Below are 13,166 nucleotides of genomic sequence, written 5' to 3' on the forward strand. Positions count from 1 at the left end.
CACTGACTGAAACTATCTTCGATTGGATTAAAGTTTTATCGATTGCTTCTCTTCAAAACACAACAAAACTCTCGATGCTAAATTTCACGGCAACACACTGCCAATATTTTCACCAGATTTGTACTCAACAAATGTGCGACCTCGAAAATGTATCTCAATTGCCATTCTTACTATTCCATGCGTTATGGCACTATTCCGCCTGAAGACTTGGTAGAACATGCTGAGAAACTTGGTATGACACGATTGGCACTGACCGACATCAATCTCATTTCAGGCGTATTTGAGTTTGTGAGGCATTGTAAAAACCACCAGATCACACCAGTAGTAGGCGTAGAATTTCGCAATGGCGATGACCTCTGTTATATCTGTTTGGCACAAAACCATGCAGGATACATTGAAATCAATCAGCACCTCACTGCACATTTGTTGGCCGAAACCGCCTTTCCTATTCTAGCACCAAAATTTAACCATGTTTATGTCATCTATCCTCTCGAAACCCTCGACAGCACCCAAAAACTTCAACCCAACGAATACATCGGTGTCCGCCACTGGGAGTTCAACAAACTCTTTCGTTACCGATCAAAAGTGGACCAAAACAAGTTCGTTCTTTGGCAGCCGGTTACTTTTCTGGACCGCTCAAATTACAACGTACACCGCCTGCTGCGAGCCATCGACCACAACGTCTTACTAAGCAGGCTTTCGCCTACAAGCCACGCCACTGCTCACGAAACTTTTGTGTCTCCTGAGCAACTTCAATGTCTGTTTGATCATTATCCTGACCTCATAAAAAACGCCGAAGAACTTCTTGGAAAATGTGGGTTTGAGTTTGAATTTAAAACTCCAAAAAACAAAAAAGTATTTGCTTGCTCTGAAGCAGACGACCTCGAATTGCTTCGAAAACTCGCCTACGATGGCATTCCGTATCGGTATGGGAGAGACGATAAAGAAGCCATTAAGCGTGTAGACGAAGAACTCGGGGTTATACATAAGATGAAATTTGCATCTTATTATCTAATCACTTGGGATATCATTCAATATGCTCGTTCACGCAAATATTATCATGTTGGACGTGGCTCTGGAGCCAACAGTATAGTGGCTTATTGCATGGGAATTACGGATGTGGATCCCATAGAATTAGACTTGTATTTCGAGCGGTTCATCAATCTTCATCGTACTTCTCCACCCGACTTCGACATAGATTTTTCGTGGGACGAACGCAACGAAATCATAGACTATGTTTTTAAACGCTACGGAAAAGAACACGTAGCTCTGATGGCTACTTGCAACAAATTTAAGGGTCGCTCTATCTATCGAGAGCTTGGAAAAGTATTTGGTCTTCCAAAGCCTGAAATAGATGAATTGGTGGATAATCCAGCGGCCATTCACCGCAACGAACACACCCAATACATTCTTAAATATGCACCCATGATGGTCGGTTTTCCCGAGCATTTGTCCATCCACGCTGGCGGAATTTTAATCAGTGAAGAACCGATGTCACACTATACCGCACTGCAACCTATGCCCAAGGGATATCCTATTTCTCAGTTTGACATGTACACCGCTGAGGACATCTCTTTCAATAAATTTGATGTGCTTTCGCAGCGTGGCCTTGGACACATCAAAACCTGTGTAGATATTGTAAAAGAAAATTACAACGTCAACATCGACATTCACGCCATACAGGATTTTAAGGACGACCCCGAAATCAAACGGCAGCTCGTAAGCCATGAAACTATGGGGGCGTTTTATGTAGAATCGCCCGCCATGCGGCAACTGATATGGAAGCTCAAATGCGACAATTATCTGACGCTCGTGGCGGCCAGTTCTATCATAAGGCCTGGGGTGTCTTCTAGCGGAATGATGACCGAATACATCAAGCGGCATCACAATCCCGATTCTACTCAGTATGTACATCCTATAATGAAAGACCTTCTTGAAGACACTTACGGCGTGATGGTTTATCAAGAAGACGTCATCAAGGTAGCTCACCATTTTGCAGGACTTACGCTAGGCGAAGCCGACGTACTCAGAAGAGGCATGTCAGGCAAATCCAGATCAAAAAAAGAATTTGAAGATATTGTACAAAAATGGTATGCCAACTGTAAAGAGAGAAACTACTCTGATGAGCTCGCAAAAGAAGTGTGGCGACAGATAGAGAGCTTTTCAGGATTTTCTTTCTGCAAGGCTCACTCGGCGAGTTTTGCCGTAGAAAGTTATCAGAGTTTATATCTCAAAGTAAATTATCCAAGAGAATTTATGGTGGCGGTAATCAACAACTTCGGGGGCTTCTACAACACCGAAATGTACGTACACGAAGCCCGCCGCTGTGGAGCTGAAATAGAAGCCCCAGACATTAACAAAAGCATTCATCTCACACACATAAAAGGGATAACCATCTGGTTGGGCTGGATACACATACAAGGTCTGCAAGACAAGATGATAGAAGAAATGCTAGAAAATCGCCGTGTGAATGGAGACTTTATGAGTTTTCAAAATTTTCTACATCGGGTACACATCGGTTTAGAACAGCTCATTATCCTCATCCGAATAGGTGCTTTTCGGTCGTTTGGGAGTTCGAAGAAAGAACTTCTTTGGGAGGCTCATTTTTTTTATAATAAATCGGCTCGTGTACCAGCCACCACACCTGCCCTTTTTGAGTTTGAAGAGCAATCTTTTGTGCTTCCACAGCTCGTAAGTCATCGGCTAGAAGACCAGTATGACGAATTAGAGTTGCTTGGCTTTCCACTAGAATCTCCCTTCAAGATGATTTCGGAGAGGCCATTAAGCCGACTCACGGCCGCACATCTTGGTTCTTTGGTGGGCAAGTATGTAAAAATATACGGTTACTTGGTCAACTATAAATCTATACATACCAAGAACCACAAAAACATGGCCTTCGGCTATTTTTTAGACCATGAAGGCGAGTTTTTCGACACCACGCATTTCCCACAAAATATTGAGCGGTATCCATTCAGAGGCAAAGGCGTATATTTTATAGAAGGCAAAGTAGTAGAAGAATTCAGTTTTCCATCTATAGAAGTACTCAGCATGCGGAAATGCGGCTTGAAGATGGATCCGCGGGCGGAGGATTGGTAGGTTGTTATTAAACTGAGTGGAAAAAGCCTCCAAATCTCCTGTATCAATAATGAAACCGGCATTGAGAAATTACAACAGCGTCATTTTCAATTTTATATACCAAACGGTGTTCTAAATTGATTCGCCTCGACCACCAACCTGCCAAATTATGTTTAAGCGGCTCAGGTTTACCACTTCCCTCAAAAGGTGTACGTTCAATTTCTTTTATCAGACTATTTATTTTCTTTAATACGGCTTTGTCGGTAGATTGCCAGTGCAAGTAGTCTTCCCAAGCATCGTCTGAAAAAAGCTTTTTCATTCTTCGATAAGCTCACGTTCCGAAAACTTTCCTTGTTCGAGTTGAGCAATGCTCCGTAAAAGACGTTCTGCATTTTTTGGACTTTTTAAAAGATAAAAAGTCTCTTCCATACTATCAAAGTCTGCCTTAGACATAACCACAACGTCTTCGCCTTTCGCACGAGTTACAATCAGTGGAGAATGACTTAAATTTACTTTGTCTAAAAAAGCCTTTAAATCTTGCCTGAAACTAGAATAATTGATGGTCAACATTTATTAAAAATTTAAGAAGCAAAAATATGAAACAATTTCAATTGTACAAATTGTTGTACAATTATTTTCTCACAAACATTCTCCACTTTCCACATCACAACTCTCGCCAGCTATTACTGCAGTTTCTGTCGTCATTTCTTGTTGTATCTGACGCAATGTGTCGGCCAACACTTGTGGCGACTGAGCTCCGCTGATACCATATTTTTCGTTGAAAATAAAGAACGGAACCGCACTCACTCCTCTCGACTGAAAATATGAAATTTTGGCTTTTACCTCTTCTAGCATTTCGGTGTTTGTCAATATCTCATTTACTTTTTCAGCACTCCAGCCAAACTCTGCCATGATTTTTATTACATTTTCGGTCTTGCTTAAATCCGTAGCTTCTTCAAAATAAGCTTTGAAAAAACGCTCTTTTAGTTTGGCCTTGAATCCTTCTTTTTCGGCTTCGAGCATCAGCACATGCAGTGGCAGGGTATTCATAGTTCGCTCCATTTTACTGAAGTCAAACGCTATTCCTTCTGCATCGCCCACGCTTTCCATGTGCTCAAAAATCTGCTGTACTTTTTCTGCACTTCCAAACTTCGCCTCATAATAAGGCTTCAAATCTCTGCCCTCTTTTGGCACAGTTGGGTCAAGCTGAAAAGGCTGCCAAGTGATGTCTGCGTTGATTTCTGGCACCATGGCCAATGCTTTTTCTAAGCGACTTTTACCCACATAACACCACGGACAAGCCACATCCGAAACAATATCTATTTTAATATTCATATTTTTTACTAAATTTCGCAATCATCTTAATCAACAATACAAAAAAACGATGCGAAAAATTCTATTTCTAATCCTAATTAGCCATTTTTCTTTTGCTCAAAAAGAGAAAATTCAAGTAACAGACCTCACCAAAATCAAAAACGTGGTGGCGATTGTCAGCAACAATGAGAAGGCCATTTATGCCCTAAAAACCATCGAAGCCACACCAGACAAGCCTCTGGAGTACGATTATGTGACGAACCTGTATCTGATAAATCTTCAAAATCCGCAAAAACACATCGCCCTGACAAGAGGGAATGAGGGAGCCTCTCAGCCCGCTCTTTCTCCAGATGGCAAAACGGTGGCATTTACCCGGACAGTAAAAGATAAATCACAAATTTTCATTTTGCCGCTAGAAGGTGGAGAACCTTGGCAGCTGACCAGTACAAAATATGGAGCAGCCTCGCCGCAGTTTAGTCCTGACGGCACAAAGATTCTGTTTGCCTCAAGCCTGAGTTTGAATGAAATCCTGACCGACTCTATTTTTAATGCAAAAAAAGAACTACCAGTTTGGTCTTTCGAAAAACCTGGCTTTAGCTCCAATAGTTTTTTGGTCGAAAAGAAAGGCGTAAAAGCCAATCCTGATGGGAATATTGAAGAAATAAGGGCTTATCTCAACAAAGACGTGGTAGACAAAAAAGCCAAAGTCCTCAATCGTCTGAATTTCCAAGGCGAGTCCACGGTGGAGCCTGAAATGCGTTTCAATCATTTATTTGAAATCGAAATTGCCGAAAACGCTAAAGCCCGAGCCGTTACATCGGGTTATTGGTCGTTTCAAAACGCCAACTATGCACCTGATAGCAAAAAAATATTCGCTACCACTGCAAAAGACGCCAATCAACATCCTGATCGCGAGCAAGAGAACAAAATCATCTCTATTGATTTGGCGACATTAAAACAAACCACAGTTTTAGAAAAAGACGGAAGAAGTTTCGGAGGACTCAGTTTATCTCCAAACGGAGGTAAAATAGCTGCTGTAATGAACACCGCTAATGTGATGTCGCATGGGCAACTTTGCTTATTAAACACAGACGGAACGGGTTTCAAAGAGATAACTTTTGATAGAAATCCCAATGACATAGAATGGAATCAGGACGAGAAAAGTTTATTTTTTGCTGCAAGTTCTAATGGCGGTGTGCCAGTTTTCAAACTTGATTTGGCGTCTGAAAAAGTTGAAAGACTGACGGATTTTGAGTCGGGAATCGGTGCATTAGAAATTTTAAGTTCGAGCAAAACGATTTTTGCAAAAAACGATGTTTCTAATCCTCATGAAATTTATATTTCTGATTTGAGTTTTAAAAATCAGACCAAAGTAAGCGATATAAACACGCCTTGGGTAAAAAACAAAAAACTGAGCTTTCCCGAAAAACGAACTTTCAAAAACTCGGCTGGTCAAGAAATAGAATTCTGGATAATGAAGCCTATCGACTTTGAAGTAGGTAAAAAATATCCGCTTCTGCTACAAATGCATGGTGGGCCAACTGCCATGTGGGGACCCGGAGAAGCCTCTATGTGGCATGAGTTGCAGTATTTTGCCGCACAAGGCTATGGTGTGGTTTTCCCCAACCAAAGAGGATCTGGAGGATACGGAAAGGATTTTCAGTTTTCAAACTATCGAGACTGGGGCACTGGTCCACAGGAAGATGCACTGGGAGCTTGTAATATTGCAGCGAAAGAATCTTGGGTTGATACCTCAAAACAAGTAATAACTGGAGGATCTTATGCTGGATACTTGACCGCTTGGATAGTAGCTCATGACCACCGATTCAAAGCCGCATTTGCTCAAAGAGGAGTGTATGACTTGACCACATTTATGGGGGAAGGCAACGCTTGGCGACTTACACCAAACTACTTCGGTTTGCCATGGGACGACGAAGCAAAAACCAAAATTGACGCTAATTCTCCTTACACATTTGTAGACAAAATAAAAACTCCACTTCTCATAAAACATGGAGAAAACGACCTCAGAACGGGTGTGATTCAGTCAGAAATGATGTTTAAAAGCCTCAAATACCTTGGCAAAGATGTAGAATATGTAAGAATGCCAGGCGGTACTCATGAACTTTCAAGAACAGGCAACGTTCGCCAAAGAATAGACAGAATTTTGAGAATTTATGAGTTTTTTGAAAGGTATATTTCCGCAAAATAAAATTTGTTAATAGTTAAATTTTTTTATTAAACAATATTTTTTATATTTGCAACTTAAGTGCGATTTAAAGCATCACCCTTAATACTAAGGTGATTTATCATAGGTTAAAGTATTTTCGTCTTGGAAAGGCATTTGGGACTCCCGAATGTCTTTTTTATTGTACATATACACTCATTTCAAGACTAAATTGTTAATTTTGTATCTAGATAATTGATAATTATGAAGAAACACCTGCTTTTCTTGAGTTTTCTTTGGTTCTTAGGCTCATGCGTGAGTAAACTTAGCCCTTCCAAAGAAAACAAAAACAGCGAGAAAATTACAGAATATTCTGAGGATTTATCAGTTTTTAGACCAAAATACGAAACACCACAATCAGCAAATGTCGAAAAAACGGAGTTGCCAAAAACCCAGACAACTTCAGACAAAGCCACCTCACCGCTAAAAAACGAGAATGATGCAGTAGAGGCAATGTTAGTTCACATTAAAGAAACAAACAAAAAACTAGCTGATGGCAAAGGATACAGAATTCAAGTTTTTTCGGGAAACAACAAAGCCGATTTTGAGTTAGCTAAAAGTTATCTATATAGAAATTTTTCGGAGCTAGAACTTTATGAATCTTACAGCCAGCCTACCTATAAAATCAAAGTTGGTGACTTTGTAAGTATGGACGAAGCCGCAAGATACCAAGTTAACTTAAAAACAAAATTTAGTACAGTAAGAATAATAAGCGATAAAATAAACATAAAAAAAGCACTCGAAATTAAATGAAAAAAGCACTCATAACTGGTGTAACAGGTCAAGACGGAGCCTATTTGGCAGAATTTCTTCTACAAAAAGGCTACGAAGTTCATGGAATAAAAAGAAGAGCGTCTTTATTCAACACCGATCGAATAGATCATCTCTATAAGGATTTACATGAGTCAAACGTAAAATTCATACTTCACTACGGCGACTTAAGTGATTCTACCAACATCATCCGAATCATTCAGGAAGTAAAGCCTGACGAAATCTATAATCTTGGTGCGATGTCGCACGTAAAAGTGAGTTTTGACGAGCCAGAATACACTGCCAATGTGGACGGAATCGGTACTTTACGAATCTTGGAAGCCGTAAGACTTTTGGGCTTAATTGAAACGTGTAGAATATATCAAGCATCTACATCAGAACTTTACGGTTTAGTACAAGAAGTGCCACAGTCAGAAACTACCCCTTTTTACCCAAGATCTCCTTACGCTGTAGCCAAACTTTATGGCTATTGGATTACGGTGAACTACCGCGAAGCTTACAACATGTATGCTTGTAATGGTATTCTTTTCAACCATGAGTCACCTCTAAGAGGTGAAACTTTCGTAACTAGAAAAATCACTAGAGCGGTATCACAAATAGCCTTGGGGCAAGAAGAGTGTCTGTTTTTGGGCAATCTTGACGCTAAAAGAGACTGGGGTCATGCTAAAGATTATATTGAGGCAATGTGGCTAATTCTACAACAAGATGCGGCTGAAGATTACGTAATTGCTACGGGAATCACTACTACTGTAAGAGATTTTGTAAAAATGGCTTTCGGAGAAGTAGGAATTTCACTAGAATTCAAAGGCTCTGAAGATAAAGAAGAAGCTTTTGTGGTAAGTTGCTCAAATCCAGACTTCCAATTGGAAATTGGCAAGAGAGTGCTTGCGGTAGACCCAAAATATTATAGACCAACAGAAGTGGAGTTACTCATAGGCGACCCTACAAAGTCACAAACAAAACTGGGATGGATACCGAAATATGACTTGCCAGCTTTGGTTAAAGAAATGGTTGCTGCAGATTTAGACTATTTTCAAAACCAACCCGTTTTCAATAAGGCAGGAATAAAAATTAGATAATCGAGGAGATTTTCAACAAAATATACGATTTAAAAAAATGATTTATCCTATAGTAGCATACGGTGCCCCTGTATTAAGGAAAGTTTGTGTCGATATTCAGAAAGGAGAATTTGACGTCAAAAAAGTGTCTGACGACATGTTTGAAACCATGTATTCTGCGTCTGGGGTTGGTTTGGCCGGCCCACAAGTAGGTTTGGCTTACAGAATATTTGTGGTTGATGGTGAAATCATGAATAAAGGAGCAGAAACAGAAGAAGAAATAGATCAATCTTTGATAGGCTTCAAAAAGACTTTCATCAATGCCCAAATTTTGGAGGAAAAAGGAGAAAAGTGGGCTTATGAAGAAGGCTGCTTGAGTATTCCAGGCATCAGAGCCGATGTTTACAGACCAGACACCCTCGTTATCAGATACTTAGATACTGATTTTGTAGAATACACCGAAGAGTATTCTGGATTAGCCGCACGAATAATTCAGCACGAATATGACCATATTGAAGGTGTTCTGTTCACAGACCATTTGGCTCCGCTGAAAAAGCAAATGCTTAAGAAAAGACTCGGAAATATTCAGAAAGGGATAGTAGACGCCGACTATAGAATGAAATTTGCCTAACCTACTATGAATCAGAATCTCAATATTTGCCTGATTCAAACAGATTTAGTTTGGGAAAATCCCCAAGCCAATTTTAGGAATTTCGAAGAAAAAATAAATACACTTACAGTTAGCCCCGACTTGATAATCTTACCTGAGATGTTCAACTCGGGGTTTTCTATGCACTTTGCCGAAAAGAATCCATCGGAAAGTCTGCAATGGATGAATAATCTTGCTAATAAAATGCAAACCGCTTTCTATGGCTCTATAGCCATTTCAGAGAACGAAATGAGTTTTAACCGAGGTTGTTTTGTAAAACCAGATGGCGAGCAAACTTTCTACGATAAAAAGCATCTGTTTAAATATGGAAAAGAACACGAAACTTACACTGCAGGGTCTGAGGCAATTATTGTAGATTATAAAAATTGGAAAATCAAGCCGCTCATTTGTTACGACTTAAGATTCCCAGTTTGGAGCAGAAATGTGGCCCCACATTATGATTTACTCATTTACGTTGCGTCATGGCCTATGGCTCGTATAGAGGCGTGGAAAACCCTACTAAAGGCCCGGGCAATAGAAAATCAGTGTTACGTAGTTGGTGTTAACCGTATCGGGCAAGACGGAAACGGGCTCTTTTATAATGGACAGTCCCTTATTGTAGATTATACTGGAGAAGTTATAACCGATGCAAATGACAACAACGGTATCTATTTAAGTAATTTATCATTAGAAAACCTTCAGAAATTTCGGGCTAAATTTCCTTTTTTAGATGATGCCGATTCGTTCGAATTAAAATAAAAGCGATGTTTTTTACTAATTGAAAAAGGTATCCCAATAGTTTTTAAACATTTTTTACTATTATTGCCATTTATAAAAGAACCTTTTGAAATTTATACTATAAACCGATAACAAGTCTATAGCCCTTGAAGATATTTTTACTGCTTATTACATTTATAACCACTTTTACTTACGCCAAAGCTCAAGATATTTCAGTAGATATTTTGCAGCAGGGTAATTCTTTTGCTGATTCTTCCTATTACGATATCATAAAAGTAGAAAACAAATATTGGATTGGGGGCAAATATGGCATTCTGAAATCATTAGACGCCGAAGGCAAAATAGAAAACGTTTCTTATCCGAGCGAAGGATTGGACATTTACAAACTTGAAAATCTAGATAATGAAACCGTACTTGCTAGCGGAGATAAAGGCACTTTGTTTATCCATAACTTGAAAACCAAATCTTGGAAAACCATAAGAGTAAAAAATTATGAAAATGCATGCTTCTATAACCTCACCGTAGATGCTCAAAAAAACATCTACTTAAGTGGAGGAAACTCAAAAATTGCCCACTCAGGAAAAAGTATCCCAAATGGTTTTGTTTTAGTATCATCTGATATGGGAAATACCTGGAAACGAATTTACCACAATACATTCAACATGGTTTGGTGTGTAAAAAACAATCCTTACGATAATAAAATATATGGGTTGATGTACTCTCCCAACCGCACCAACTTAATGGTATATGAGAATAACCGTTGGGTGAAAAAACAAAAATTGGGCAACAGCATTTACCATGAAGTACAATTTGAAGGAGGAAATCAATTTGTAGCTACGGGTGGGTGGATAGGAAAAAAGGGAAGAATTAATAGCACAAACCACAAAAAAATCTTCAATGATTCAGGCTTACTCTGGAGCAGAGTCAAAAATGAAAAACATACTCTTTTTACAGGATGTGATGGTAATATAGTTTTAGAAACCTTGGGCCAAAAACCGAAGGTTTACCACACTAAACTCAACCTCCCATTTAGTCTATATGAAGCAATATTTATAAATCAAAACACGGCTTTTGCCATTGGTTCAGGTCGTACATTATTGAAAATTTCAATCTCAGAAAACCAAAATTTTGAGGTAAATAATCAATGATATTTTGACTATAAATATAAGCTTCTATTTCATGCCATTTAATTGTAAAAAATAGTCTTTTTCGTATTTTCGTTATCATTAAGCAGCTTTTTTTTCAATTTACACAGATATCTTTTTTTAATCCGAGGATAATTGATAAATTTTCCATAGCTTTGCATGGCAAATAATAAAACTGAATTATTTGCCATATGTTAGACTCATCAAAGCTTCTTTTTGAAGCACTTACCTACGACGACGTACTCCTTGTTCCTGCCTATTCTGAGGTGCTTCCCAAAGACACCAATACCAGAACAAAGCTTACTAGAAATATCGAAATTAATATTCCATTGATATCTGCAGCGATGGACACTGTTACTGAGCACGAAATGGCCATAGCTATAGCCCAAGAGGGTGGCATTGGCATCATTCACAAAAACATGAGCATTGAGCAGCAAGCCGATCAAGTAAGACGTGTAAAACGCTCTGAAAGCGGAATGATAAGTGACCCCATTACCCTTAATATCAATGCAGTAGTAGGGGATGCCCTGAAAATCATGCGAGAATTTAAAGTTGGCGGAATTCCAGTAATCGATGAAAACGGAACTTTAAAAGGAATAGTAACCAACCGTGACTTGAGATTTCAAACAGATATGGGTCTGCCAATAATCGAAATCATGACCATCAACAATCTCGTTACTGCCAACGAGGGCATCAGTCTTGACGATGCAGAAAATATATTGATGCACAAAAAAATCGAGAAACTTCCGATAATTGATGCAAACCATAAATTGGTAGGCCTTATTACTTATAAGGACATTCTGAAAAAGAAAAACAAACCAAATGCAGCCAAAGATAAGCGAGGCAGATTGTTAGCTGGTGCAGCAGTTGGAGTAACTTCAGACCTTGAAGAAAGAGTAACAGCTCTGGTGAAAGCAGGTGTGGACGTAGTAAGTATTGACACTGCACACGGGCACTCAAAAGGTGTTATAGACGCACTTAAAAGCATTAAAGCTAAGTTTCCTAACCTCGACGTAATGTGTGGCAATGTAGCCACCGGAGAGGCTGCCAAAGCACTTGCCGATGCTGGTGCTGACGGTGTAAAAGTAGGTGTAGGGCCAGGAAGTATCTGTACTACCCGTATTATAGCAGGTATAGGAATGCCACAGCTGTCAGCAGTTTATCTTTGTGCCAAGGCCTTAGAAGGCACCGGAGTACCTGTTATAGCCGATGGAGGAATCAGATTTTCAGGAGACATAGTAAAAGCCATCGCAGCAGGAGCAGGTACTATTATGATGGGTTCAATGTTTGCGGGCACAGAAGAATCACCTGGCGAAATAGTGATATTTGAGGGAAGGAAGTTTAAGTCGTACCGTGGAATGGGCTCTGTAGAGGCTATGGAAGACGGTTCCAAGGACAGGTATTTCCAAGACGCAACGGACGATGTAAAAAAATTAGTCCCTGAAGGTATTGTTGGTAGAGTTCCATTTAAAGGCCTGGTTAGAGAAATAATTTACCAAATGACTGGAGGATTAAAGGCAGGAATGGGCTATTGTGGAGCTGCAAATATTGCTGCATTGCAGGAGGCCAAATTTGTAAAAATCACATCATCTGGCATGAAGGAATCTCATCCTCATGATATTCAGATTACGAAAGAAGCTCCGAATTATTCAACTCGATAATAAAACAAAACCCCAATTCTTTTACGAAATTGGGGTTTTTACTTTTCTGATATACTTACATCAAACCTAGAATTTTTGCATACTTCATCATGGCGGCTGGGTTTGAAATTTTTATTTTGCCCATCATCATAGCCATCATTGGGTTGGTGTCCCCTTTTATTATTGAAAGTAAATCTTCTTCTTTGGCTGTTATGCTCACCTCTGCCTCTTCAGCAAGACCTTCGTGGACCGAAATAGCACCGTCCTTTACTATTAGGTTCATTTCTTTTCCCTTTAGGTCAAAGTTAATTTTAGTAAAAATACCATCTAAGTCAGCAGGATTTATTTTAGTAGTTAGTTTCTCAAAATAGTCATTTATAGTCATCTTTCAAATATTTTATTTTTTACAATATTATGCAAGCATACCTTATTTTTGAAATATTACACATAAAAAATTAAAAAAATATTCTCTTAATCCACATATAACAAAACTTATTATATCAATTACCAAACATAATTTTTTCAAGTGTCACAATATCAAATAGTTATCCT

12 protein-coding genes are annotated in these 13,166 nt (G+C 39.1%); 8 read left to right on the forward strand and 4 right to left on the reverse strand.

What is annotated here, in order from left to right:
* Positions 1-147: 147 nt before the first annotated feature.
* Positions 148-3,096, forward strand: a complete 2,949-nt coding sequence (locus EGI26_RS14575; RefSeq protein ID WP_255079454.1) for a DNA polymerase III subunit alpha — start codon at positions 148-150, stop codon at positions 3,094-3,096.
* Between the two features lie 43 nt (positions 3,097-3,139).
* Here the strand turns inward: EGI26_RS14575 and EGI26_RS14580 are convergent, their stop codons facing one another.
* The 3 genes from EGI26_RS14580 to EGI26_RS14590 form a co-directional block, all read right to left on the reverse strand.
* Positions 3,140-3,394: a Txe/YoeB family addiction module toxin gene (locus EGI26_RS14580; RefSeq protein WP_255079455.1), complete on the reverse strand. Its 255-nt coding sequence runs from the start codon at positions 3,392-3,394 to the stop codon at positions 3,140-3,142.
* On the reverse strand, positions 3,391-3,645 hold the full coding sequence (locus EGI26_RS14585) for a type II toxin-antitoxin system Phd/YefM family antitoxin (RefSeq protein WP_255079456.1): 255 nt from the start codon (positions 3,643-3,645) through the stop codon (positions 3,391-3,393). Before EGI26_RS14585 ends, EGI26_RS14580 begins: the two co-directional genes overlap by 4 nt.
* Positions 3,646-3,714: 69 nt before the next feature.
* Positions 3,715-4,410 (reverse strand): DsbA family protein, encoded by a 696-nt coding sequence (locus EGI26_RS14590; RefSeq protein ID WP_255079458.1) that lies wholly within the window; start codon positions 4,408-4,410, stop codon positions 3,715-3,717.
* 49 nt (positions 4,411-4,459) lie between these two features.
* Here EGI26_RS14590 and EGI26_RS14595 point away from each other — a divergent pair, with 49 nt between their 5' ends.
* The 7 genes from EGI26_RS14595 (at position 4,460) to guaB (ending at position 12,635) form a co-directional block, all read left to right on the forward strand.
* Positions 4,460-6,598 carry a S9 family peptidase gene (locus EGI26_RS14595; protein WP_255079461.1) on the forward strand — a complete coding sequence of 713 codons (2,139 nt, stop codon included), beginning with the start codon at positions 4,460-4,462 and terminating at the stop codon, positions 6,596-6,598.
* A gap of 219 nt (positions 6,599-6,817) precedes the next feature.
* Entirely contained in the window at positions 6,818-7,366 is a 549-nt protein-coding gene (locus tag EGI26_RS14600; protein ID WP_255079463.1) for an SPOR domain-containing protein, read from the forward strand.
* Positions 7,363-8,463: a GDP-mannose 4,6-dehydratase gene (gmd, locus tag EGI26_RS14605; protein ID WP_255079464.1), complete on the forward strand. Its 1,101-nt coding sequence runs from the start codon at positions 7,363-7,365 to the stop codon at positions 8,461-8,463. The genes EGI26_RS14600 and gmd overlap by 4 nt, the downstream gene beginning before the upstream one ends.
* Positions 8,464-8,500: 37 nt before the next feature.
* The gene (gene def, locus EGI26_RS14610) at positions 8,501-9,073 is read left to right on the forward strand and encodes a peptide deformylase (protein WP_255079466.1); all 573 of its coding nucleotides are present in this window, start codon (positions 8,501-8,503) and stop codon (positions 9,071-9,073) included.
* A gap of 6 nt (positions 9,074-9,079) precedes the next feature.
* On the forward strand, positions 9,080-9,850 hold the full coding sequence (locus tag EGI26_RS14615) for an amidohydrolase (protein WP_255079467.1): 771 nt from the start codon (positions 9,080-9,082) through the stop codon (positions 9,848-9,850).
* Positions 9,851-9,975: 125 nt separating this feature from the next.
* On the forward strand, positions 9,976-10,977 hold the full coding sequence (locus EGI26_RS14620) for a hypothetical protein (protein WP_255079468.1): 1,002 nt from the start codon (positions 9,976-9,978) through the stop codon (positions 10,975-10,977).
* Positions 10,978-11,165: 188 nt separating this feature from the next.
* Complete coding sequence (guaB, locus tag EGI26_RS14625; protein WP_255079469.1) at positions 11,166-12,635, forward strand: IMP dehydrogenase; 1,470 nt, start codon at positions 11,166-11,168, stop codon at positions 12,633-12,635.
* Positions 12,636-12,690: 55 nt separating this feature from the next.
* Here guaB and EGI26_RS14630 read toward each other — a convergent pair whose 3' ends face one another.
* Complete coding sequence (locus EGI26_RS14630) at positions 12,691-12,999, reverse strand: SCP2 sterol-binding domain-containing protein (protein ID WP_255079471.1); 309 nt, start codon at positions 12,997-12,999, stop codon at positions 12,691-12,693.
* Positions 13,000-13,166: the final 167 nt, after the last annotated feature.

The sequence above is a fragment of the Lacihabitans sp. CCS-44 genome, assembly GCF_024343735.1.
Classification (GTDB): Bacteria; Bacteroidota; Bacteroidia; order Cytophagales; family Spirosomataceae; genus Leadbetterella.

Bases quoted from the DNA above. Each gene is read 5' to 3' on its own strand.
- EGI26_RS14575 (WP_255079454.1), top strand. From the start codon at position 148: ATGTATCTCAATTGCCATTCTTACTATTCCATGCGTTATGGCACTATT.
- EGI26_RS14580 (WP_255079455.1), bottom strand. From the start codon at position 3,394: ATGAAAAAGCTTTTTTCAGACGATGCTTGGGAAGACTACTTGCACTGG.
- EGI26_RS14585 (WP_255079456.1), bottom strand. From the start codon at position 3,645: ATGTTGACCATCAATTATTCTAGTTTCAGGCAAGATTTAAAGGCTTTT.
- EGI26_RS14590 (WP_255079458.1), bottom strand. From the start codon at position 4,410: ATGAATATTAAAATAGATATTGTTTCGGATGTGGCTTGTCCGTGGTGT.
- EGI26_RS14595 (WP_255079461.1), top strand. From the start codon at position 4,460: ATGCGAAAAATTCTATTTCTAATCCTAATTAGCCATTTTTCTTTTGCT.
- EGI26_RS14600 (WP_255079463.1), top strand. From the start codon at position 6,818: ATGAAGAAACACCTGCTTTTCTTGAGTTTTCTTTGGTTCTTAGGCTCA.
- gmd (WP_255079464.1), top strand. From the start codon at position 7,363: ATGAAAAAAGCACTCATAACTGGTGTAACAGGTCAAGACGGAGCCTAT.
- def (WP_255079466.1), top strand. From the start codon at position 8,501: ATGATTTATCCTATAGTAGCATACGGTGCCCCTGTATTAAGGAAAGTT.
- EGI26_RS14615 (WP_255079467.1), top strand. From the start codon at position 9,080: ATGAATCAGAATCTCAATATTTGCCTGATTCAAACAGATTTAGTTTGG.
- guaB (WP_255079469.1), top strand. From the start codon at position 11,166: ATGTTAGACTCATCAAAGCTTCTTTTTGAAGCACTTACCTACGACGAC.
- EGI26_RS14630 (WP_255079471.1), bottom strand. From the start codon at position 12,999: ATGACTATAAATGACTATTTTGAGAAACTAACTACTAAAATAAATCCT.